This window comes from Nakamurella lactea DSM 19367, assembly GCF_000426645.1.
Classification (GTDB): domain Bacteria; phylum Actinomycetota; class Actinomycetes; order Mycobacteriales; family Nakamurellaceae; genus Nakamurella; species Nakamurella lactea.
The window spans coordinates 614003-637456 of the sequence record NZ_AUFT01000001.1; the positions used below are offsets into that span (position 1 = coordinate 614003).

At 69.5% G+C, this 23454-nt stretch carries 20 protein-coding genes; 11 read left to right on the forward strand and 9 right to left on the reverse strand.

Going from position 1 to position 23454, the window contains the following annotated elements; translation table 11 throughout:
- Together K340_RS0103040 and K340_RS33790 are read left to right on the forward strand one after the other, a co-directional pair.
- Entirely contained in the window at positions 1-1008 is a 1008-nt protein-coding gene (locus tag K340_RS0103040) for a helix-turn-helix transcriptional regulator (protein ID WP_154674040.1), read from the forward strand.
- Positions 1005-1970: a helix-turn-helix domain-containing protein gene (locus K340_RS33790; RefSeq protein WP_051264891.1), complete on the forward strand. Its 966-nt coding sequence runs from the start codon at positions 1005-1007 to the stop codon at positions 1968-1970. Before K340_RS0103040 ends, K340_RS33790 begins: the two co-directional genes overlap by 4 nt.
- A 24-nt stretch (positions 1971-1994) precedes the next feature.
- Here the strand turns inward: K340_RS33790 and K340_RS0103050 are convergent, their stop codons facing one another.
- Both K340_RS0103050 and K340_RS0103055 read right to left on the reverse strand, forming a co-directional pair.
- A complete protein-coding gene (locus tag K340_RS0103050) occupies positions 1995-3857 on the reverse strand; it encodes an ABC transporter ATP-binding protein (protein ID WP_211229230.1) in 1863 nt (620 codons plus the stop codon).
- A complete protein-coding gene (locus K340_RS0103055) occupies positions 3844-5661 on the reverse strand; it encodes an ABC transporter ATP-binding protein (protein WP_211229231.1) in 1818 nt (605 codons plus the stop codon). The genes K340_RS0103050 and K340_RS0103055 overlap by 14 nt, the downstream gene beginning before the upstream one ends.
- Positions 5662-5898: 237 nt before the next feature.
- On the opposite strand from K340_RS0103055, the gene K340_RS0103060 reads away from it, so the two are divergent.
- The gene (locus K340_RS0103060; RefSeq protein WP_029135616.1) at positions 5899-7143 is read left to right on the forward strand and encodes an amidohydrolase; all 1245 of its coding nucleotides are present in this window, start codon (positions 5899-5901) and stop codon (positions 7141-7143) included.
- A gap of 20 nt (positions 7144-7163) precedes the next feature.
- On the opposite strand, the gene K340_RS0103065 is transcribed toward K340_RS0103060, so the two are convergent.
- The 4 genes from K340_RS0103065 to K340_RS0103080 form a co-directional block, all read right to left on the reverse strand.
- Positions 7164-7397 (reverse strand): lipoyl domain-containing protein, encoded by a 234-nt coding sequence (locus K340_RS0103065; protein ID WP_029135617.1) that lies wholly within the window; start codon positions 7395-7397, stop codon positions 7164-7166.
- The gene (locus K340_RS0103070; RefSeq protein WP_029135618.1) at positions 7394-8428 is read right to left on the reverse strand and encodes an alpha-ketoacid dehydrogenase subunit beta; all 1035 of its coding nucleotides are present in this window, start codon (positions 8426-8428) and stop codon (positions 7394-7396) included. The genes K340_RS0103065 and K340_RS0103070 overlap by 4 nt, the downstream gene beginning before the upstream one ends.
- A 5-nt stretch (positions 8429-8433) precedes the next feature.
- Positions 8434-9489 (reverse strand): thiamine pyrophosphate-dependent dehydrogenase E1 component subunit alpha, encoded by a 1056-nt coding sequence (locus K340_RS27135; protein WP_051264895.1) that lies wholly within the window; start codon positions 9487-9489, stop codon positions 8434-8436.
- Positions 9490-9662: 173 nt separating this feature from the next.
- A complete protein-coding gene (locus tag K340_RS0103080) occupies positions 9663-10400 on the reverse strand; it encodes an IclR family transcriptional regulator (RefSeq protein WP_037362267.1) in 738 nt (245 codons plus the stop codon).
- 141 nt (positions 10401-10541) lie between these two features.
- Here K340_RS0103080 and K340_RS0103085 point away from each other — a divergent pair, with 141 nt between their 5' ends.
- Complete coding sequence (locus tag K340_RS0103085; RefSeq protein WP_029135620.1) at positions 10542-11720, forward strand: amidohydrolase; 1179 nt, start codon at positions 10542-10544, stop codon at positions 11718-11720.
- 22 nt (positions 11721-11742) lie between these two features.
- On the opposite strand, the gene K340_RS0103090 is transcribed toward K340_RS0103085, so the two are convergent.
- Complete coding sequence (locus K340_RS0103090; RefSeq protein WP_029135621.1) at positions 11743-12720, reverse strand: AraC family transcriptional regulator; 978 nt, start codon at positions 12718-12720, stop codon at positions 11743-11745.
- A 103-nt stretch (positions 12721-12823) separates the two neighbouring features.
- On the opposite strand from K340_RS0103090, the gene K340_RS0103095 reads away from it, so the two are divergent.
- The 7 genes from K340_RS0103095 (at position 12824) to rpsT (ending at position 20652) form a co-directional block, all read left to right on the forward strand.
- Complete coding sequence (locus K340_RS0103095; protein WP_211229232.1) at positions 12824-13723, forward strand: Rossmann-fold NAD(P)-binding domain-containing protein; 900 nt, start codon at positions 12824-12826, stop codon at positions 13721-13723.
- Positions 13720-14202 carry an anthrone oxygenase family protein gene (locus tag K340_RS0103100; protein WP_029135623.1) on the forward strand — a complete coding sequence of 161 codons (483 nt, stop codon included), beginning with the start codon at positions 13720-13722 and terminating at the stop codon, positions 14200-14202. The genes K340_RS0103095 and K340_RS0103100 overlap by 4 nt, the downstream gene beginning before the upstream one ends.
- A gap of 144 nt (positions 14203-14346) precedes the next feature.
- Positions 14347-15756: an FAD-binding oxidoreductase gene (locus K340_RS0103105; RefSeq protein ID WP_029135624.1), complete on the forward strand. Its 1410-nt coding sequence runs from the start codon at positions 14347-14349 to the stop codon at positions 15754-15756.
- Between the two features lie 604 nt (positions 15757-16360).
- The gene (locus K340_RS0103115) at positions 16361-17023 is read left to right on the forward strand and encodes an esterase/lipase family protein (RefSeq protein WP_029135625.1); all 663 of its coding nucleotides are present in this window, start codon (positions 16361-16363) and stop codon (positions 17021-17023) included.
- A gap of 168 nt (positions 17024-17191) precedes the next feature.
- Positions 17192-18850 carry an FAD-dependent oxidoreductase gene (locus K340_RS0103120; RefSeq protein ID WP_029135626.1) on the forward strand — a complete coding sequence of 553 codons (1659 nt, stop codon included), beginning with the start codon at positions 17192-17194 and terminating at the stop codon, positions 18848-18850.
- Positions 18850-20247, forward strand: coding sequence for a sensor histidine kinase (locus tag K340_RS37215; RefSeq protein WP_029135627.1), 1398 nt, complete (start codon positions 18850-18852; stop codon positions 20245-20247). The genes K340_RS0103120 and K340_RS37215 overlap by 1 nt, the downstream gene beginning before the upstream one ends.
- A 144-nt stretch (positions 20248-20391) precedes the next feature.
- Positions 20392-20652 carry a 30S ribosomal protein S20 gene (gene rpsT, locus K340_RS0103130; RefSeq protein WP_029135628.1) on the forward strand — a complete coding sequence of 87 codons (261 nt, stop codon included), beginning with the start codon at positions 20392-20394 and terminating at the stop codon, positions 20650-20652.
- A gap of 62 nt (positions 20653-20714) precedes the next feature.
- Here rpsT and K340_RS0103135 read toward each other — a convergent pair whose 3' ends face one another.
- Together K340_RS0103135 and holA are read right to left on the reverse strand one after the other, a co-directional pair.
- Positions 20715-22454 (reverse strand): DUF429 domain-containing protein, encoded by a 1740-nt coding sequence (locus K340_RS0103135; protein ID WP_029135629.1) that lies wholly within the window; start codon positions 22452-22454, stop codon positions 20715-20717.
- Between the two features lie 29 nt (positions 22455-22483).
- Positions 22484-23449: a DNA polymerase III subunit delta gene (gene holA, locus K340_RS0103140; protein WP_029135630.1), complete on the reverse strand. Its 966-nt coding sequence runs from the start codon at positions 23447-23449 to the stop codon at positions 22484-22486.
- Between the last annotated feature and the right edge of the window lie 5 nt (positions 23450-23454).

The window sequence follows — 23454 nt, forward strand, 5'->3', positions numbered from 1 at the left end:
ATGTCGGGAAACCACCACGCTCTTCACGTCCTCGGGATCACCGGCGACGCACTTCGGGTCTACGAAGCACTCCTGGCCAGATCGCCGGCGAGTGCCGATGATCTGGCCGGAGTTCTCAACGAGCCGGCTCCGGGCGTGATCACTGGGCTGCTCGCCGATCTCGATCGGCTCGGCTTGGCCACGTCACTTGCCGATCGACCGGACGAGCACATTGCCATCCGACCAGACATCGCGATCGAGGCTCTCCTGCTCGGCGCCGAACTGGCGTTGGCCGAAACCCGTCGGGACCTGACGCGGTTGGCCACTCGTCATCTGGCCTCCCTGGCGGAGCCGGAGTCGGGCATCGGCGTACAGGTGCTGATCGGCGCGGAGAACATCCTGCAATGCCAGGACAATTGCTTTCGCACCGAACACTCCGACATCTGTTACGTCGATGCGCCGCCCTACATCTCGGACCCCAATCAGCTGAACACCCTGGAAGTCGACCAACTGGCCAGTGGGTGTCGGGTGCGGGTCCTCTACAACCGAGGGTCGCTGAACCTGCCGACCAGGCTGCCCGATCTGGAAGCCGGGATCAGCGCGGGAGAGGAGGCCCGGATCGGGGACCTCCCGATCAAGATGTCGATCTACGACAACACCCAGGCGATCCTGATCGGCGCCGGCAACGGGGTTCCCGAACATGCCCTCTACCTGCGCAACCCCATCTTGGTGCGCGGTCTCCGGGATCTCTTCGATGCGAGCTGGGAGGATTCGGTCGGGTTGAAACTCGGGGAGCACACCACCTTCCAGGACCCCGGACCGAACGACACCGATCGAATACTGCTGACCAAGCTCGCCGCGGGAGCCACCGATACCGAGATCGGTGCAGAACTGGGCTGGACGGAGCGAACGGTGCGCCGGCATCTGGTCGCGATCTGCGAGCGGCTCGGCGCCACCACCAGGTTCCAGGCCGGCTACCAAGCGTATCGCCGTGGCTGGCTCCGCGATGCCGATCGGTCCACGGCATGATCGCGTTGGATCCGGTGGACCTGGCTGTCTACGAACGGGTGTTACGCCGACCCGGTATCACCGGCGACCAACTGGTCGTGGATCCGGCCGAATCCGGAGCTGTCGGGGCCGCACTGGACCGATTGCTGCAGAACGGCTACCTCAGTCCGACCGGGACCGGGTACACCGCCACTCCGCCTGCCGCGGCGCTGGATTCCATCCTCGGCCGGCACGTCAACTCACTGACGAAGGCCAGGGCCTACACCTCGGAGCTGTTGCAGGACAGACAACACGCATTCACCGGTCAGCCTGCGGTCGTCGAGGTGAAGAGTGCGCCGGGCCTGCACCGGCAGCTCACGCAGATCAGGGCGACGGCCGAGCGGCAGGTCCGGTACCTGGGCGGATCCCCGGATCACGACGGACTGACGATCGGTGAGGATCGCGACCTGCTCGCCCGCGGAATCACCGTGCGTGCCATCCACGATCGAAGGATCGTCGGCGATCCGGCCGCCCTCACCGGTCTGTCCCTGCTGATCGAGAACGGTTACTCGGCGCGGGTCTCACCGCGCATCCCGCTTCGGATCTGTCTGGTCGATGATCGCGTTTGTGTGGTCACGCTGTCTGCCGCCGAGGCGCCACCGCAAGCCTTGATCGTGAATGCCGGTGTGCTGTTGAACGCACTCGCTGCCTTGTTCGAAATTTGGTGGGCGCGATCGATCCCGCTGCAGATCCCGAGCGCACCTGCCGAACCCCAGGCCGACCAGCGCGATCCCAACACCGACCATCAGTTGGTCGCAATGATGCTGTCCGGCTTGACGGATCAAGCGATCGCTCGTCAATTGGGCGTCAGCCCCCGCACCGCCCAGCGCCGCTCGGCAGACCTGATGAGGACGCTGGGAGCGAGCAGCCGATTCCAGGCCGGCGTCCAGGCGGCGATTCGCGGGTGGCCAGCACCCGGCAACCGCGACGGCACGCAGCGCTAGCCTCCGGCGTGTACGGACGTCGGTTCACGCGTACGAGCTGGCCTGCATGGTGTACAGCTCGGCGTAGGTACCTCCGGCGGCCATCAACTCCTCATGGCTGCCCACTTCGGCGACCCTGGAGCCGTCGAGGACCACGATCAGGTCGGCCATCCGCACGGTGGAGAACCGGTGCGACACCAGGATGGTGATCCGCCCGACGTCATGGCCATCGGTGCCCACGGTGCCGGCGTCTCCTCTGGCCGCGGCGGCGAACCGTTCGAAGAGGGCATGTTCGGTCTCCGCATCCAGCGCCGCCGTCGGCTCGTCCAGCAGCAGCAACAGGGGCCCGTGGCGCATGTAGCCCCTGGCCAGCGCGAGCTTCTGCCACTGACCGAAGCTGACATCGACGCCGTCGTCCCAGGACGGGCCGAGCTGGGTGGACAGCCCCGACGACAGCTCGTCGATCACGCCGGCGGCCCCGGCCCGATCGAGCGCACCGGACACCTCGGCGGTGTCGGCGAGGTGCGGCAGGTCGCCGAGGCCGACGGTGTCCTGCGCCCGGAACTCCAGCCGGGCAAAGTCCTGGAACGCCCCGGCCAGCCGGTCCCGCCACTGCTGGACGTCGATGTGGCTGATGTCGACGCCGTCCGCCGTGATCCGCCCGCCGGTCGGCGCGTACATCCGGGCCAGCAGCTTGACCAGGGTCGACTTGCCCGCGCCGTTCTCCCCCACCACCGCGACCACCAACCCGGCCGGCAACGTCAGGTCGATGTTCTCCAACACCGGTCGCAGGGTGCCGGGGTAGGCAAAGGTCACCGACTCGAAGGTGACGCCGTCCCGCAACCGGTCCGGCGCCGCCAGCTCGGAGTGGGAATTGGCCGCCGCGGCGAAGTCCTCCAGCCAGCACAGCCGCTGCGCCGAGTCGAGCCAAATGCCGCGCAGGAAGCCGAGTTCGCCGACCGCGCTGCCCACGTAGGCGGACAACCGGCCGCCGGCGGTGAGCACCAGCACCACGGCGCCGGGTCCGGCGCCGTGCGGCCCGGCCACCCACCAGACGGCGGCCACGAAGGCCAGGCCGAAGACCGCCCACGCCGCCGTCAGCCAGCCGGCGCTGGCCAGCTGCACGGTCCGCTGCGGTCCGAACCAGCGCCACCACGCCTCCCGCCGCCGTCGGAGCAGATCATCCTGGTTGCCGGTGACCCTGAGCTCCTTACCGGCCGGCGCTCCGGTAGCCGTGGTGAACAGGTGCCGGCCCAGCCGGCCGTGGATGGCGACCGATTCCTCGGTCGCCTTCTCCACCTTCGGCCGCCAGGTCGCCACCACCAACAGCGGCAGGGCGGCGACCGGAAGGAACAGCAGCAGCGGGTGGATCGCCGCCAGCAATACCGCGACGAAGGCGAGCCGGACCAGCCAGCCGAGCATGGTGAACATCGAGCCGAACAGATGGTCGAGCGCGAACACCCCGGTCCGCAACACCGCGATCCGGTCCAGATAGCTGGGCCGTTCGTGATGTTCGACAGTGGCCACGCCGGCCTGCAACGCGGCGACGTGGCCCTGGAACATGATGTTGAGGCGGTCGCCGAGCCGCCGTTTGGTGCGGTCGAGAGTCACCTGCAACGCCCACATCAGGGTGGCCGAGATGGCCAGTCCGAGGGCACCGACCAGCAGCTGGCCCCGGCTGTGCTCGACGACGCCGTTGGTCATCAATGCCAGCCAGATTGCCACCAGCACATCGGGCAGCGCCTGCAGCAGGGTCACCGCCAACGACGTCAGCAGCAGTCTGGGCTCCGCCCGATAGCCCAGCCGCAGCACCCGCAGCATCGAGGCCAACGGGGCAGGCATCGGCCCGGCATCGTCCGCCGGCGGGCCGGCCGCCGCGTCATCCCGAGCATGATCAGAGCGACTCATGCACGACCTCCTCGCCGTGCTCGTCGACCTCGACGAACCTGCTGGCCTGCAGCTCGTACATGTGCCGATACCGGCCGCCGAGGGCGATCAGCTCGTCGTGACTGCCGGTCTCGACCACCTGTCCGTGCTCGACAACGCAGATCCGCTGGGCCAACCGCACGGTCGAGAACCGGTGCGAAACAAGGATCGTCGTCGTGTCGACGGTGGCCTCCAGCAGGCGCCGGAAGATCTCGTGCTCGCCGCGCACGTCGAGCATCGCGGTCGGTTCGTCCAGCAGTACCACCTTCGCGCCGCTGCCCACCTTGGCGACCGCTCGGGCCAGCGCGATCCGTTGCCATTGACCGCCGGACACATCGATACCGCCCGGATAGCCCTTGGCCATCGGCGTGTCCGGCTCGGCCAGCCGTTCGGCACCGGCGGCGCGCAGCGCGTCGGCGAGCAGCGCGTCGTCAGCCCCGAGCGGTGCGACGTTCAACCGCAGCGGCAGTTCGTAGCGGACGAAGTCCTGGAACACGGCCGCCAACCGCTCACGCCATCGCGGCAGGTCCAGGTCGCGCAGATCGACACCGTCGATCTCGATGGCACCGGAATCGGGGTCGTACAGCCGGCACAGCAGTTTGGCGACGGTGGTCTTGCCGGCGCCGTTCTGGCCGACGATCGCCATCGAGGTGCCGGCCGGAATGGTCAGGTCGAAGTGTTCCAGCACCGGGTGCCCGACACCGGGATAACCGAAAGTCACGTCCCGGAAACGGATCTCCGGCGCGGACGCGGGCGCAACCGCCCCGCCGGCCGGCCGGCCCGGCGACAGCGCCCCGCCGGCGGCCATCGCCGGTTCCAGCGTGTTGAGTGCGACCACGGGCGCCGCAGCACCGTCCATCGCCCAGCTCAGTCCGCCGAACGCGGTGGCGCTGGCGCCGAAGGCCGCCCCGGCGTAGGTGACGACGGCCTGCAACCCGATCGCGCCGTCAAAGGCCCGGCCGGCCAGCACCCAGAACACCAGCACGTTGCCGGCCAACACGAGCACCAGCGCACCGACCAGCGAACGTTCCCGGATCTTCGTCGCCCGGTACTGCAGGTCGTGCAGCTGCAGGCGGTGCCGGGTGAACCGCTCCAGCAACCACTCGCCCAGACCGAACAGCCGAACCTCCTTGGCTGCAGGCGGTTCGGTGGCGAGATTGTAGGCATAGTCGGTATGCCGGCGGGCCGTCTTGACCTCGGCCGTGTTCCGATCGCGCCACACCCCACTCTCCCGGAGCAGCCAGTGCGTGCTACCCCAGGCGGCCAGCAGCACCAGTGGCGCCCACCAGACCAGGCCGAACAGCACCACCGCCGAGGCGATCCCGCCGAGCAGCGTCACCAGACCGGCCGCAATGAAGTCCATGTTCAGGTACATCGGCGGGCCGGTCCAGCCCAGATCGAAGTCACGCGCGGTGGTCAGATCGTTGGTCAGGTCGCCGCGTTCCAGATGACCGATGCCGTCGGGACCGGTGGTTGCCGTCATCAACCGCTCGTTGAGCACTCCGCTGAACCGGTGTCCGAGCAGCGTGCCCACCACCTGGTGCACCGGCGGCGCCACCTGCGAGGCCAGGAAGACAACCGCGAACCCGACCAACGGCGGGCCGAGTTCGGCGCCCTGCTGGACGCTGCCGACCAGCCACCCGGTGGTGACGGCGATAGCCGCCGGGATCAGCGCCCGCACCAGCAGGATCGCCCACCAGAGTGTCGCCATCCCGGTGACGGATTTCGCCATCGCCGCGAAGAACTGCCACGACGGTCGCTCCCGCACACTTCCTAGGCTGGCCACCCGGCACACCATAGACAGTGCCTACGACAGCCGCTTGGCCGAACCGGCTGCCGGCCCGGCCCGGCCCGGCCCGGCCCGGAGAGTCGGCGGCTCGGGCAGCGTCCCGCAGCCAACCGTGTGATGCTGGCGTGGTGACACGTCCGAGACCCGGTGCCCGCCGGTCCAGATTGGTGCTGCTCTCGACGGATGAGCTCCCGGTCGCCGCGCTCGGCGTGACACTCCGACGAGGAGATCCCGATGGCTGATCACCAGAACGTCCCGATCGATCCGACGCTGACGGACCTGTACAAGGATCTGCATCGGCATCCGGAACTCGGCTTCCAGGAGCACCGCACCGCGGAGATCGTCGCCGATCGCCTCCGGAAGTCCGGGTACGACGTGACCAGCGGCATCGGTCGGACCGGTGTGGTCGGAATCCTCAAGAACGGGTCAGGGCCGACCGCGTTGCTGCGCGCGGACATGGATGCACTGCCGGTCAAGGAGGACACCGGCCTGGACTACGCCAGCACCGCGACCGCGACCGACGGGAGCGGCAAGACGGTCCCGGTCGACCATGCCTGCGGGCACGACCTGCACACCACGTGTCTGCTCGGTGCCGCCGACGTGCTCGCTCAGGATCGGGCGAGTTGGGCCGGCACCTTGCTCGTGGTGTTCCAGCCCGCCGAGGAACTCGGCAGTGGCGCGCAGGCGATGGTGGACGACGGACTGTACGACCGATTCCCCAAGCCCGACATCGTCCTCGGCCAGCACGTGGCACCGCTGCCGGCGGGAAAGATCGCTGGCCACCCCGGAGCCTCCTATGCGGGATCGGATTCGCTGCGGGTCCGACTGATCGGACGAGGGGCGCACGGCTCCATGCCGCAGGCGTCGATCGACCCGATCGTGATGGCCGCGGAGACGGTGCTACGTCTCCAGACTGTCATTTCCCGTGAGATCCCGAGTACCGCGACAGCCGTCTTGACCGTCGGGTCGATCCACGCCGGTGACGCGGCGAACGTCATCCCCGGCGAGGCCGAGTTGCAGCTCAACATCCGCAGCTACACCGACGACGTTCGGCAGCGCATCCTCGGCGCGGTCGACCGGATCGTCCGGGGCGAGGCCTCGACGGCGGGCGCCACCGAGGAGCCAACCATCACCGAGATCGAACGGTTCCCCGTCGTCATCAACGATCCAGCCGCTTTGGCCCGGACGCTGGACACGTTTGCTGCGTGGTTGGGGGCCGACAACATCCTGGACCCCGGTGCGGGAGCGGGCAGCGAGGATGTGGGCATCCTGGCGACGGCGGCGGGTGCGCCGCTGTCGTACTGGCTGCTCGGCGGCACCGACCCGTCGCTGTTCACCACCGGCGACATGAACGATCCCGCGCTGCTCACGGTGCCGTCGAACCATTCGCCGCACTACGCGCCGGTGATCGACCCCACCCTGGCGAACGGGGTCACCGCGCTCGTCGCCGCGACCCGGACGTGGCTGCCGGCCTCTTAGGGCGATCCGCTGCCCGGGAGTCAGTCGATCCTGGCGATCACCGTCCCCTGGCTGACCTCGCTCTCCTCCGCCACCAGCAGATGGATCACCCCGGCAACCGGCGCCACCACCTCGGCATCCACCTTGTCCATCTGCACCTCGGCCAGCAGCGTCTCGGCGGCGACCTGCTGCCCGTCGGTGACGTACCAGGTGGAGAGCAACCCGGTGGCTTCCTGTTTCTCCTGCGAGAGCACCGGGAACACGACGTCCGTCACGCCATCACCGCCCTGATCGCAGCAGCGATCCGGTCCTGGCGCGGCAGTGCCGCGTACTCCAATGCCCTGGCATACGGGATCGGCACGTCCGGCACCGCCACCCGCTGCACCGGTGCGCGCAGCATGCCGGGATCGACATCGGTGACGGTGGAGGCGATCTCGGCCGATAGTCCGAACGAGAGATAGTCCTCGTCCACCACCACCAGCCGGCCGGTCTTGCTCACCGAATCCAGGACTGCCTGCCGGTCCAGCGGCACCAGCGACCGCAGGTCGATCACCTCGGCGTCGATCCCGCTGCCGGCGAGTTCGTCGGCCACGTCCAGGCAGTGGTGTACCGACAAGGAGACCGTGACAACTGTTACGTCGCTTCCTTCCCGCACCACGTTGGCCTTGCCGATCGGCACCAGATACTCGCCCTCTGGCACCACATCGATCGACCGGCGGTTCTTCGACATCCACGGCAGTCCCATCACCCCCTTGTGGAACATGTAGACCACCGGCGAATCGTCCCGGATCGCCGACGCCATCAGTCCTTTCGCGTCCGCCGGGTTCGATGGCACCACCACCTTCATGCCGGGCAGATGGGCGAACGTGCCCCACAGGCACTGCGAGTGCTGGGCGCCGTCGGAGTAGCCGCCGCCGACGGCGGTGGCCAGCACCATCGGGACCTTCACGTTGCCGCCGGATTCGTAGTGGATCTTGGCCATGTGGTTGTAGATCTGGTCGAAGCAGACCCCCATGAAGTCGACGAACATCAGCTCGGCGATCGGCCGCAGGCCCTCGGTGGCCGCGCCGATGGCCAGCCCGATGAAGGCGGTCTCCGAGATCGGGGTGTCCAGGATCCGGTCGGGGCCGAACTGCTTACCCAGCCCGGTGGTCGAGGAGAAGATGCCGCCGTAGGCATCGACGTCCTCGCCGAGGTAGATGACATTCGGGTCGCGCTCCATCTCCAGCGCGATCGCCTCCACCATCGCCTTCGAGGTGGACAACCGCCGTTCGGCGGCCGGTGTCGCGGTTTCCGTTGTCGTCATGGCGATCAGTCCTCTTCGGCGTTGTCGAGGGCCGAGTCGGCGTTGTCGAGGGCCGAGTCGGCGAAGATGTTGTCGAGCAGGTCTGCTGGGTCCGGTTCCGGGCTGTCCTTGGCGAAGGTGATCGCCGTCTCCACCCGCTCCGACGCCTGCCCCTTGATCCGGCTGACGTCATCGGACGTCAGCACCCCGGCGTCGATCAGAACCGTTTCGTAGCGCGGGATCGGGTCCCAGCTCGGTACCTCGACCAGTTCGGGGCGGTAGCCCTGGGCATCGCCCTCGAAATGTCCCAACAGCCGCAGTGTGCGCACCTCGATCAGGCTCGGGCCTTCGCCGGCACGGGCCCGCCGGACGGCCTCGCCGGCCGCCGCGTGCACGGCCTCGACGTCGTTGCCCTCGACGGTGACGCCCGGCATGCCGTAGCCGGACGCGCGGTCGGCGTTCGAGGCGACAGCGGTGGACTTACTGCGCGGCACCGAGATCGCCCATTCGTTGTCCTCGATCACGAACACCACCGGCAAGTTCCACAGCGCGGCCAGGTTCAGCGACTCGTGGAAAGCACCCTGATTGGCCGCGCCCTCGCCGACCACCGACACCGCGATGTGGTTGCCGCCCTTGCGTTTGAAGGCGAACGCCATGCCGAGCGCCGGCGGCGCACCCTCGGCGATGATGCCCGAGCAGGAGAAGTGGGTGTCCGGGTCGAACAGGTGCATGTGACCGCCCCTGCCCTTGCCGAAGCCGGTTGTCCTGCCGAAGATCTCGGCGGCCATCTTGTTCAGGTCCATCCCGTGCGCGATGGCGAAATGGTGCGGCCGGTGGGTGGCCGTCACCGCGTCGTCCGTGGTCAGGTGGGCGCAGACACCGGCGGCGACCGGCTCCTGGCCGCTGGACAGGTGCATCTCACCGGGCACCAGACCCTTGCCGATGTCGAATCCTGGCCCCTTGTCGGCGTGGTACTCGCGCAGGATCGCATCCTCGAAGGTCCTCGAGAGCACCATCGTCGCGTACAGCTCCTGCCGGTCCTGCGCGCTCAGGGTGCCCGGGTTACTGGTGGTCGCCGTCATCGCGCCCGCCTCTCTGCCTCGGATCGCCGACCGCCGGTGCGGTCGACCTCCCTGCAGAGTGGCCAGCCAGGCACGCACGGGCAACGGCGGGATTCAAGATGGTGGAACTGGGCCGGCCGTACCCGGCCCGGCCCGGCTCGACCTGTCCGGCGCGGCCCGATCAACGGTCGAGATCAGGCGCTGTCGGCGAGTTCCAGCAGCCGAGCCGCCCTGGTCAATGCCGTCAGCCCGCTGCTGACGGACTGCAGCCGGCCGGCCGGTACCGAGATCGCCACCGCTCCGGCACCGGTCCTGGTCCGGATCGGCACCGCGACGCACGCGATACCCAGCGTGTACTCCTCGCGGTCGACGACGAGCCCGTCGCCGGCCGCCAGCTCGGATTCCAGCCGTGCCGGATCGGTGTGGGTGCGAGGGGTGAGATCCACCAGCCGATGCTCGGCCAGGAATCCGCGTCGCTGGTCGATCGGCAGCACGGAGAGCACCGCCTTGCCGATCGCGGTGGCGTGCGCCGCGTCCTGCAGGCCGACCCACAGGTCGGCCCGTGGCGCTTCCGGCGAGTCGACGATGTCGACGATCCGGATCGTGCCGTCGGCATATTCGGCCCAATAGGCGGCCGCGTGCAGGTCCGCGTGCACCGTCCGCAGGATCTGCCGACCACGGCTGCGGCCGACGCCGGTGCCGCCTGGCTGGCCGAGCCGACCGGCGTGATCGCCGAGCAGGTAGCCGTCGGGATCCCGGACCAGATAGCCCTCGTGCACCAGGGTGCGCAGCAGGTTGTAGGTGGTGCCGAGGGGCAGGCCGGTGAGCCTGGACAACCGCTTGGCCGTCACCGGAGCCCCGGCACTGCCGACCAGATCCAGCAGGTCGAGGGCACGCACCACCGACTGGATGAGAGTTGGCTGCATCGTCATCGACACTCCCGCGCCGTCGTTCCGCCCACTGTATCCCGGTGTGACCGACACCACGGACGCACCGTGCGGGCAGCGATCCGGGCGCCGTCGTAGCGCCGCCCGGCTCCCGTCCGCCGAACCCGCGGTGGCAGGGTGAACGGCATGACGATTGTTGCGATCACCGGTGGCCATGTTGTTCCGATCGAGGGCGAGCCGTTCGACGGCACCGTCGTGCTGACGGACGGGGTGATCTCCGCGCTCGGGCCCGACGTACCGGCACCCGACGGCGCCGAGGTGATCGACGCCGCCGGTCAGTGGGTGCTCCCCGGTTTCCTCGATGCGCACACCCACCTGGGCGTGCACGAGGAGGCCGAGGGCTGGGCCGGGCAGGACACCAACGAGATGACAGACCCGGTCACCGCTCAGGTGCGGGCGCTGGATGCGATCAACCCGGCCGAGATCGGCTTCACCGATGCCTTGTCCGGCGGCGTCACCGCCGTCTGCGTCAATCCCGGATCCGGCAACGTGATCGGCGGCCTGTGCGTTGCCATCCACACCAGCGGGCGCACCGTCGACGAGATGGTGCTGAAGTCGCCGGCCGGCCTCAAGTCGGCGCTCGGCGAGAACCCGAAGCGGGTCTACGGCGACAAGAAGCAGACCCCGTCCACCCGACTGGGCACCGCCGCGGTGCTGCGCAAGGCCTTCGTCGACGCGCAGAACTATCAGGCGAAGCTGGCCAATGCTGCCGGCTCCGAGGACGACCCGAAGCAGTTCGACGGACGCGACCTCAAGCTGGAGGCCCTGGTCTCGGTGCTCAACAAGGAGATCCCGTGGCGCCAGCACAGCCATCGGGCCGACGACATCGCTACCGCGTTGCGGGTGGCCGACGAGTTCGGTTACGACCTGGTGATCGACCACGGCACCGAAGCCCACCTGATCGCGGATCTGTTGGCGGACAAGAACATCCCGGTGCTGATCGGCCCGCTGTTCACCACCCGCAGCAAGGTGGAGCTGCGCAACAGGTCGCTGGCCAATCCCGGCAAGCTGGCCGCCGCCGGCGTGGAGATCTCGATCATCACCGACCACCCGGTGGTACCGATCCACTTCCTGATCCACCAGGCGACCCTGGCGGTCAAGGAGGGCCTGGATCCGGTGATCGCGTTGCGGGCCATCACCATCAACCCGGCGAAGGTGATGGGCGTTGCCGACCAGGTCGGCTCGTTGGAGGTCGGAAAGCTCGGCGACGTCGTGCTCTGGTCCGGCGATCCACTGGACGTGATGCAGCGGGCGTTGCGGGTCTTCATCCGCGGCGAGCAGGTCTACACCCACCAACCGCAGTGATCAATGGCCCGGTGCCGGTTGGTCAGGCCGGCACCGGGCGTCCGCCCGCCCGATAGTCGGTCGGGCTGACGCCGTACTCGCGTTTGAACGCGCTGGAGAAGGTGAAGGGGCTGGCGTAGCCGACCCGGCGGGAAACCGCGCCGACGGCCGCGCCCGGATCCGCCAGCAGGTCGGCGGCCAGCGCCATCCGCCGCCGGGTCAGGTAGCCGATCGGCGCCTCGCCGAGCACGTCGGTGAACCGGCGGGCCAGCGCCGCCCTCGACAGGCCGACTGCGGACCCGAGCTCGGCGACCGTCCACGGATGTTCCAGCCGCTCGTCCAGCAACCGGACGGCCCTGCCCACCAACGGATCCTGGCCGGCGGCGAACCACCGCGGGGCCGCATCGCCGACCCTGGCGAACTGCGCCCGGACCGCGTCGATCACCACTACATCCAGCAATCGGTCGAGCAACGCCTGCTGGCCGGGCAGGTCCCGCAGGACCTCGGTGGCCAGCAACTGCACTGCCGGGCAACTCCACTCGCCCTTGCGGTGGACCACCAGCCTGGGCAGCGCGTCGACCACCGCCCGGCCCACCTCGCCAGCCTCCGGGTAGCTGCTGACCAGGAACACGGTCGATCCTGCCGGATCGTTGCCCCAGGTGCGCACTCCCAGATCCATTGACTCGCAAGGGTTGTCGAGCGGGTCGTCGAGCGGGTCGTCGAGCGGATCGTCGGCGAGGCCACGACTGGTGGCGCCGTTCACTGCGACCGTCGGCCGGGTTCCCGGACGGTCCGCGGCGGTGTAGGCGGGACCGCGGGTGAGCAGCGCGATGTCCCCGGAGCACAGCTCGACCTGCTCGCCGTCGTCCTCCAGCAGCCACAGCCGCCCGGCGGTCACCGCGATCAGGGTCAACGCGGCCTCGTCCTCCACCCGCACCGCGAACGGCGGCTCGAAGATCACCCTGAGCAGGAACGCGTCCCTTGCCCGCGGCCCGTTGAGAAATCCGGTGACGGCATCCATCGGCCCAGATTAGGGCAGCCAGACACCGATCGCGAGCGTTTGCACTATGAAACCGAGCCTTCGGACTATGGTTCGTCTCCCGGGTCGACGATTGACTGGGTCCATGACAACCACGCCGAACACCTCGACCGAATCCGCCCCGGCCTCGCCCGGCCGGCCCCTTCCGGCCCGCCCGATGCTGATCGCCGGCGGCGCCGGCCACACCGGAAGCCGGGTGGCGGCCCGCCTGATCGCCGCCGGCCAACCGGTCCGGATCGCCTCCAGATCCACCACCGAAAGACTGGACTGGACCGATCCGTCGACCTGGCCGGCCGCACTGGACGGCACGTCCGCCGCCTTCATCGCCTACTCCCCCGATCTGGCCTTCCCGGGAGTGCCGGAGATTCTCTTCGGCTTCGCCGAGCGGGCCAGGCAGGCGGGGCTGCGCCAACTGGTACTGCTGTCCGGTCGCGGCGAGCCGGGCGCCAGGGATTCGGTCGAGGCAGTCAGGGCGGCCGGCGTCCCGACCACTGCGTTGTATTCCGCCTGGTTCGCCCAGAACCTCAGCGAGAGTTTCCTGGTCGAGCAGGTGCTCGCGGGTGAGATCGCCCTGCCCGCACCGGATGTGGCCGAGCCGTTCGTTGACCTCGACGATCTCGCCGAGGTCGCCGCGCTGTCCCTGACCTCCGACGGACACGCCGACCGCGACTACCAACTCACCGGACCGGCGGCGCTCACCTTCGCCGAGGCGGGCAGGATGATCGGCGACGCCATCGGCAGCCGAATTCGCTACCGGCCGGTCAGCCGGGCGCAATTCGCCGCCGCCGGCACGGCCGCGGGTCTGCCCGCTGCCGATGCGAACGGACTCGCCGAGCTGTTCGCCGCGGTCCTCGACGGGCGGAACAGTCTGCCCAGCACGGACCTTGAGCAGCTGTTGGGCCGGCCGGCCACCGCCTTCGGAGTGTTCGTCGAGCGCGCCGCCGCGGGCGGCGCCTGGACCGTCGGGAGCGGAGCCGACGCATGACGGATCAACTACTCACCGTCCTGACCGTCGTGGCGGCGACCGGATCCGGCCTGGTCGCCGGGGTGATGCTGGCGTTCTCCACGCTGGTGATGGGCGGGCTGCGACAACTGCCCAGCGCCGACGGTATCCGCGCCATGCAGCGGATCAATTCAGCCGCGCCCCGGCCGATGTTCATGCTCGCCTTCGTCGGCACCGGGCTGGTCTGCCTGTTCCTGCTGGTTCAGGCCGTGACCGCGTTGGATCGCCCCGGATCCGGGTGGCGGCTGATCGGCTCGGCCGCGTACCTGGCGACCGTGCTGATCACCGGCGGTTTTCACCTTCCGCGCAACGCGGCGCTCGACCGGGTCGATCCGGACGATCCCGGATCCGCGCCGCGGTGGCACCGGTACCTGGCGCAGTGGTTGCCGGCCAACCACCTTCGCCTGCTGACCGCGGCCGCCGGGTGCGTGTTGCTGATGCTGTCGCTGCTACCGGCCTGAAAAAAGACCCGGGAGTTGTCGGTGGTGAGTGCCAGGCTGGCCGACGTCACATTCGATCGGCCCCGCGCGTCAGAGCAGTACAGCCAACACGAGACCTACCGAACACCGGCACAACCACCATCGAGAGCTCACACAGGAGAAGCCATGTCAGCCGCACCCGAGAGTGCAGCCGCACCGTCCATTGCCGTCATCGAATGGTTGCGCGAGGAGATCGCCGGCGACGTCGTCACTGCGGACTCCGCGGACTACGACACCGCCCGGCGGGTCTATTCGGGCACCGCGGATCTACGCCCGGTCGTCGTGGTCCGGCCGGCAACGGCAGCGGATGTGCAGGCCGTGGTCGGCGCCGCCCGCGACTCGGGTTTGGAGTTGGCCGTCCGTGGCGGCGGCCACAGCGCGGCCGGCCACGGCACCACCGAGGGTGGTATCGCGCTGGACCTGTCGGCGCTCAAGGACATCGACATCGATCCGGTCGCGCGGGTCGCGAGGGTCGGTGCGGGGCTCACCGCCGGCGAGTTCGTCCGGGCAGCGGGCAAACACGGGTTGGCGACCGGATTCGGCGACACCGAGTCGGTCGGCATCGGCGGCATCACCGTCGGCGGCGGACTCGGGCTGCTGTCCCGCAAATACGGAATGACGATCGACGCCCTGCTCGGCGCCGAGTTGGTCACCGCGGACGGCCAACTGCTGACGGTCGACGCCGAGCACCATCCGGACCTGTTCTGGGCGATCCGCGGTGGCGGCAGCAACTTCGGGGTGATCACCAGATTCACCTTCCGGCTGTCCCCCGTTGACCGGGTGGTCGGCGGGTTGCTCGTGCTGCCTGCGGAGCCAGCGGTGCTGGCCGGGTTCCTCGAGTTGGCCGGCGCTGCGCCGGACGAGCTGACCACGATCGTCGCGGTCATGCCCTGTCCACCGCTGCCGTTCGTCCCACCCCAGTTCCACGGGCAGCCGGTGCTGCTGGCCCAGTTGGTGTTCGTCGGAGACCAGGGGCCGGCCGAGGAAGCCCTGGCACCGTTCCGCGCGCTCGCCGAGCCGCTCGCCGATCTGATCAAGGCCCAGCCGTATCCGGCGCTGTTCCCGCCCGAGGAGATGCCGCGGGTGACGGCGGTGACCCGCACCCAGTTCCTCGACTCGGTGGACGCGTCCGCCGCCGCGACGATCATTTCGGCCATCGCCGACTCGCCGGCACCGATGCGGCTGCTGCAGCTGCGGGTGCTGGGTGGGCAGATCTCCCGGGTGGCACCGGACGCCACCGCTTTCGGCTTCCGCGACAAGAAGGTGGTGACGTACCTGGGTGGTTTCTACGCCGGCGAGGAGAACCGCGCCGCGACCACCGCCTGGGCGGACGAGCTGGTCGCCGCCCTCGATCAGGGCGACTCCGACGCGTACGCCAACTTCGTCGGCGAGCCGGGTCAGGCGGAGGTCGGCAACTGCTATCCGCCGGCCACCCTGCAGCGGCTGGGCCGGATCAAGCAGCAGTACGACCCGACGAACCTGTTCCGGCGTAACCACAACATTGCCCCCTTCGACCAGGAACCGGCCGTCGGCTGACGCCGGTCCGCCGGCCCGCCCCGGCAGTTCGGTCCGCCACCACCCGTGACCCTGCGCAAGGACCTTCCGCCTGGCACGCTGGACGGATGGATCAGATCAGGACCCGGCTGATGTCGAGCCGGCGCGGCGCCTCGGTCGATCGTTGACGGGATTCTTCGAACAGGTGCAGGCGGTGCCGGCGGCGCGGGGCAGCTCTTCGGCCCCTTCCAGAAGAATCCGCGACCATCTCGGCGTCGAACTCGCACGTCGCACCGTGAGTGCCGCGCTGCTCGCCGGGATCCTCGCGTTCACCGGCGGGTGCCAAGGGCAGGCGTCCCCGGGACCGACACCGGGCGGGTCCCGCTCGTCGCCGTCGGTCCCGGCCTCGTCCATCCCGTCCTCGTCGCAACCCCTGTCATCGGAACCACCGTCAACGCAACCCTCGTCACCGGAACCACCGTCCACGCAACCCTCGTCACCGGAACCGCCGTCAACGCAACCCTCGTCACCGGAACCACCGTCCACGCAACCCTCGGCGTCGGAAGCCGCGACGAGCGCAGCCGCCTTCCCCGACGTGGGTCTCCCCGGCGCCAATGATCCGGACTGCCGATCGAGCGACCCTCCGGTGCTACTGCTGCACGGAACGGTGTCGACGCCGGCCTCCAACTTCACCCCGCTGGCCGCGGGCCTACAGTCGTCCGGCCGCTGCGTGTACGCCGTCCTCTACGGCGGGTTGTTCGGCTGGGGCGGCATCGGCGACATCGACACCTCGGCCCGCGAGGTCGCCGCCTTCGCCCGAAAAGTCAAGCAGGCCAGCGGTTCCGAACAGCTGGACGTGGTCGCCTTCTCACAGGGCGCGCTGGTGCTGCGGGACGCCCTGCAGGCCGCTCTCGACCCGGCCGACGTCCGGCTCGCAGTGCTACTGGCGCCGAACTACCACGGCACAACCGTGGACCTGGCGACGAGGGTGCCCGCGGCGGTGTGCCCGGCCTGCGCCCAACAGGTGGCCGGCTCGGCCCTGCTGGTCCGCCTCGCTCAGCACGGCGAGCTCGCGCCCGGTGTCCGCTACGCCACCCTCTCCACCCGTCGCGACACCTGGGTGCTGCCGGTCGCCGATCAGTCTCCACGCGGCCCCGCCGACCGGGTCCGGCGCCAGCTGCTGGAGGATGCCTGTCCGCGGGTGCTGACCACCCACATCGACCTGCCGGCCACCCCGGCGGCGCTCAATTGGGTACTCGCCGCGCTCAGGTCGCAGGGTCGACCACCGGCGACCTTCGCCTGTCAGTGACGAATCCGGCGTTCGTATTGCCGTCAGCCGGCCACGGAACGAAGTCAATCTCGCACCTGATTGTCACCCGTTACGGGGACGGTTCGTCAAGATCAACAGCGTAGGGTGAGCGTTGGGACGATTGCTGTTGCTCTGGGCGGTACGAGCCGCCACGAAAGGCTGGCCTCGGTGGGGAAACCGATCATTCTGTCGGTCGACGACGACCCCCAGGTCTCGGCCGCCATCGCCCGCGATCTGCGCAGCAGATACGCCGAGCGGTACCGGATCGTCCGGGCCGCCTCCGGTGCCGAAGCACTCGACGTGCTCGCCACCCTCGCGTTGCGCGACCAACCGGTGGCGTTGATCGCCGCCGACCAGCGGATGCCGCAGATGACCGGCACCGAGATGCTGACCGCGGCCCGGCCGCAGGCACCGGACGCGAAACTGTTGCTGCTCACCGCATATGCCGACACCGACGTGGCGATCGCCGCCATCAACGACATCGGACTCGACTATTACCTGCTCAAACCCTGGGATCCGCCACAGGAGCGGCTGTACCCGGTGGTCGACGACCTGCTCGACGACTGGCAGCGAGCGCACCCCGACCGCACCTCCGACGTGCGGGTGATCGGCCACCGCTGGTCGGACCGCAGCCACGAGGTGAAGAACTTCCTGGCCCGCAACTACGTGCCCTACTCCTGGTACGACGTCGAGACCGACGCAGAGGGCAGACGGCTGAGCGACCTGGCCGGGGCCTCGACGGCCGACCTGCCGTTGGTCCTTCCGCCTGACGGTCCCCCCCTCCGCGCCCCAACGTCCTTGGACCTCGCCGCCGCGCTGGGCCTGCGCACCAGGGCCCGGCAGCCGCTGTACGACGTCTGCATCGTCGGCGGCGGCCCGGCCGGCCTGGCGGCTGCCGTGTACGCCGCCTCGGAGGGGCTGAGCACGGTGATCGTCGAGCGCGAGGCGCCCGGCGGCCAGGCCGCGCAGAGCGCCGCCATCGAGAACTACCTGGGATTTCCCAAGGGACTCACCGGATCCGACCTGGCGCAACGGGCGATCGCCCAGGTGTCGCGGTTCGGCGCGGAGATGGTGCTGGCCCGCGACATCGTCGGCTTCCAGGCCCGCGGACCGGTGCGGACCGTGCAGTTCGACGGTGGCGGCGAGATCGAGTCACGGGCCCTCATCGTCGCGACCGGCGTCTCCTACCGGCATCTGCAGGGCCAGGGCATCGACGAGTTCACCGGGCGCGGCATCTACTACGGCATCAACGCCACCGACGCCGCCCAGTGCGAGGGCGACGACGTGTACCTGGTCGGCGGCGCCAACTCCGCCGGTCAGGCCGCGCTCAACCTGGCCCGCTACGCGAAGCGGGTGGTGCTGGTGGTCCGCGGTGCGTCGCTGACCACCACCATGTCGCAGTACCTGGTGGACCGGATCACCAGCGCTCCCACCATCGAGGTGCGCTGTCGTACCGAGGTGACCGGCTGCCGGGGAGACGGGCATCTGGAATCGCTCACCCTCACCGACCGGGATACCGGCGAGCGCGAAGAGGTGGCGGCCGGCTGGCTGTTCGTCTTCATCGGTGCCTCGCCCCGAACGGACTGGCTCGGCGCGCAGGTGACGCGCGACGATTTCGGGTTCGTCGTCACCGGGGCCGAGTTGCGGCGGATGCCGGGACAGCTGCACTGGCCGCTGGCCCGCGAGCCGTTCCTGCTGGAGACCAGTGTCCCCGGTGTGTTCGCCGCAGGCGACGTCCGGCAGGACTCGATGAAGCGGGTGGCCTCGGCCGTCGGCGAGGGTGCGATGGCCGTGCATCTGGTGCACCGCTACCTGGCCGATCTGTGATGCGCGTCCAGGATCTGCGCCCGATCGATCTACTGGCGGGGCTGAGCGACGAACAACTCGGCGAGCTGCTCGCCGCCGGCACCGAGGTGCCGATCGAACCGGATGTCGAGTTGTTCCACGAGGGCGACCACGCCGACTTCTGGTTCCTGCTGGTCGACGGCGCCATCGAACTGTCGCGCACGGTCGGCCGGGAGCAGGCGGTGGTCGGGCGGATGGACCTTCCGGGCCGCTGGTCCGGCGGCTTCCGGGCCTGGGACGAACACGGCGTCTACCTGGCCACCGGCCGGGGCACCGCTGCCGGCCGGGTCCTGCGGGTGCCGGCCACCGCGCTCCGCGAGCGAGCCGACGCCTGGTTCCCGTTCGGCGGGCACCTGATCGCCGGCCTCTACGGCACCGCCCGGCGGATCGAGTCGACCGTCCGCCAGCGCGAATCGCTGGTCACCCTTGGCACCCTGGCTGCCGGGCTGGCGCATGAGATCAACAACCCGGCCGCCGCCGCGACCCGCGCCGTCGACGCCCTTCAGGATGCCTGCGGTTCCCTGTTGTCGTCGCTGGAACGCCTTGCCCGCGGCGAGATCTCGGCGGCACAGTTCGTGGCGCTGGACGAGCTGCGCCGTCAGATCACCCCACCCGCCGGCCCGCCGGATCCGCTGGCGCTGGCCGATCTGGAAGACGCGCTGTCCGACTGGCTGGCCGGCCACGGGGTCGCCAAGGACTGGGTGATTGCCCCGCCGCTGGCCGCCGCTGGCGTCGGCGTCCAGTGGTGCGACCAGGCCGCCGCGATCCTCGGCGACGCCGTGGCACCGGGACTGGAGTGGGTCGCCAACACGCTGTCCGCGACCACGCTGCTCGGCGAACTCAAGGACTCGACCCGGCGGATCTCCGAGCTGGTTGCGGCGGTCCGCTCCTACTCGCAGATGGATCGCGGGTCGCTGCAACAGTTGGACGTCACCGAGGGTTTGGAGAGCACGCTGGTGATGCTCGGTCACAAGCTACGGGAGGAGTCCGTCACGGTGGAGCGCGACTACGGCGCCGACCTGCCACGCATCGAGGCCTACGCCGGCGAGCTCAACCAGGTCTGGACCAACCTGATCGACAACGCCATCGATGCGATGCACGACGACGACCGCACCCTGCGGGTCTGCACGCGCCGCGCCGACGAGCGGGTGGTCGTCGAGATCGCCGACACCGGAGAGGGCATGCCACCGGAGGTCGCGGCCCGGGCGTTCGAGGCGTTCTACTCGACAAAGGACGTCGGCAAGGGCACCGGACTCGGGTTGGACATCGCCCGGCGGATCGTGGTCGAGCGCCACGCCGGGACCATCGATATCGAGTCGGGCGGCAACGGGACCGTGTTGCGGGTCACGTTGCCGATTCGCGCCGGACGGCGGGAGTGACGCCGTCCGGCGGCCGTCGGTTTGGGCTGATCACGCCCGGCTGGTAACCTGAAGAACCTGAGTGTGCGCCCTGGCGCGCCCGTAAAGGATTCAAGAATTGTTTCAAGCTGTGCACCCACTCACTACGAACGAAGGCAGTTTCGCGTGGCCAACATCAAGTCCCAGATCAAGCGGATCCGGACCAACGAACTCGCGCGCCAGCGCAACAAGTCGGTCAAGTCTGCGCTGAAGACGTCGGTTCGCCGGGTCCACGCTGCCATCGCCACCGGCGACAAGGCGGCCGCCCAGACCGAGCTCGTCTCCGCCACCCGCGACCTGGACAAGGCGGCGTCGAAGGGTGTCATCCACGCCAACCAGGCCGCCAACCGCAAGTCGGCACTGGCCTCCCAGGTCGCCGCGCTCTAAGCGCTTTTCTCGCACACGGCGTCGCCCCTCGCGGGTGGCGCCGTTTCGCGTGCCCGGGCCCGTCAGCTCTGCAGCTTCGCCAACCTGGTCCGCAGCGCCTCGACCCGGTCGGCGTTGCCGTGCAGCTGCACGTACCGGTCGGTGAACACGGCCAGCAGTGCGTCGTCGAGCCGGCGCACCGCGCCCGGTGGATAGCGGTAGTCCATCTGCTCGCTGATCGCCGCGCTGTCGACCGAGTTCAGCAAGGCCCCGAGCTCCTCCAACGAGGTGATCCCGAGTTCCAGCAGCAGCCCGGACACCCAGCTGTAGTGGTCCCGGCGCGACCACCCGGCATCCGGGAACCGACCGCCGAGGAAGGCCGCCAGGTCGCCGGCCGCGATCCGCGGATCGGCGGCGACCGTCGCGTCGGCGCCGGTGCCCGGACCGGACGCGCTGGCCTGCAACCGGTCCCGGATCGTTGAGAACTCACGATCGGCCAGTTCCAGCAGGCCGGCGGCCAGCGCGAACCGGCGATCGAAGTCCGGGGCGTGCTCGGCCGGAATCGTTCCCTTGTAACGGATGTCGTGTTCGAACTCGGCCCAGGCATGCTGCAGCACGGTGCGGACCTGGACCGACGCGGTGCGGCCGGCCATCGTCGCGCAGGCCGCCTCGGCCGCCCGCCGGTCGTCCAATTCGACCAACATGTGCCGGCTGGAGTAACCGAACCTCCCCTGTTTCGCCGTCTCCTGGCCCATGTCCCGGTCGTCCAGTACCCGCAGCTGATCGGCCAGCAGTTCGGCGACGGCCTGCACATCGCTGAGCACGTAGGTGATCACCCGCACCCCGATCTGGTCCGTGATCCCGGTCAACGGATCGGCGTACAGCGGCTTGCCATCGACCGTCCTGGTCGCTTTACCGGCGAACGACGCCACCGTCTTGGTGCGACCGGTGACGGTCAGATAGTTGATGCCGGCGTCGTCGAGCAGCCCGGTGATCAGGCCGACGTACTGCTCCGTGGCATCGACCAGATTCGGCTGCAGGGCCGCGTACGCCTGCACGGCCCGCTCGACCAGGCCACGGCGCGGGGCCGACTTCGTCGGCAACGACGGGGTGACGATGCAGCCGGTCTCCGGGTCGCCGTAGATCGTGGTGCGGCGCGGGTTGGCCTCGACGAACCGGGCGATGTAGGCGCAGAGCACCGCGTCCAGCTGGTCCTCGACTACCCGCAGTTCGCTCTTGCGCCCGGCTTGCCCGACGATGGTCACCAGCTCTCCCCACCCGGGGTGCGCGGTGACCCGCAGCGGGGTCTCGGCCTCGGCCAGCGACTCGATGTGACCGATCAGCGCGAGCATCGCCTCGCGGAGCATCGGCAGCGTGCGGCCGGGCTTGTTCTTGTACTTGAGCGTCCGGTCGAGGCCGAACAGCACGATGGTCGCCGGATGCGGGTAGACCTCGATCGCCCGCCGGTCGCGGCGCGACCGCGGATTCAGGTCGAGACCGAGGGCGCCGGCCAGCCGGGCGCCGCGTGGGATACCGGCGAACTCGGGCTTGCCGGTGTTGGTCGGATGAGCACCGGCATCGAACCGGGCGAAGTCGGCGTTCAGCGCGGCCTCGGCCGGCCGGTTGCCGGATTCGTTGACGACGATCAGCGGGGCATCGATCGCCACCAGACATGGGCCCTCCCGGTACGGGGCCAACGCCGCGAGGATCGACTCGTCGTCCGTCTCGGCGGAGACGTGCAGCAGGACGCCGTCGGCATCGAGCACGGCGACGCCGGTGGGATTGCGTTCGCCCCAGGCGAGGTCCAGTCCGATGTAGTGCACACCGACACTCTGCCTTGTCGGACAGCCGCTCAGCGCAACGCCCTCGCCCGCACGACTGCGATGACGGCACGCTCGACGGCGTAGTCGACGTCCGCCGCCGCGCCCTTGACGTCGGCATTCAGGTCGGCCACCACTGCCATCCCCTTGGCCAGCCCGGCCGGGCTCCAGTGCCGGACCACCCCGCGGGCCTTGTCGATCTTCCACGGCGGCATTCCGAGCTCGCCGGCCAGCGAGTAGGAGTTGCCTCCCCTGGCGCCGGCGACCTTCGCCAGGGTCCGGACACCGTCGGCCAGCGCATCGGCGATCAGCACCGGCGCCACCCCGATGTCCTCGGCCCAGCGCAATGATTCCAGCGCTCCCGGCAGGTCGCCGGCCACCGCCTTGTCGGCAATGGTGAAACCGCTCACGTCGGCCTTGCCGCGGTAGTAGCGGGCCACCGCGGTCTCGTCGATCAGCCCGCCGGTATCGGCCACCAGCTGCCCGGCGGCCATCGCCAGCTCGGCCAGATCGGCGCCGACCGCATCGACCAGGGCCACCGCCGCCGCACTGGTACAGGTGCCGCCGGCATGAGAGATCTCGGCGCGGACGAAATCGGCCTGTTCGGCCGGCTTCTTGATCTTGTTGCAGGTGAACACCGCGGCGTCGTGTTTGCGCAGCGCATCGACCAACGGCTTGTTCCGGGCCGCGCCGGTGTGGTGAACGACCAGCACCACGCCTTCCACCGGGTCGTCCAGGTACCCGATCAACGTGTTGGCGAGTTCCTTGGCCGACTCCTGGGCCCCACGGAGCACCACCACTCGCGGCTCGGCGAACAGGCTGGGCGCGACCATGTCGGCGAACTCGCCCGGGGTCAGTCCGGTGACCGGTCGCTCCCGCCGTTCGACATCCGGCTCAGCCTTGCGGACCGCGGACAGGGTGCGGGTGATGGCCCGGTCGACCAACAGCGGTTCGTCGCCCGAGACCAGCACGAACGGTGGAACCTTGTGCGCGGCCATCCCGT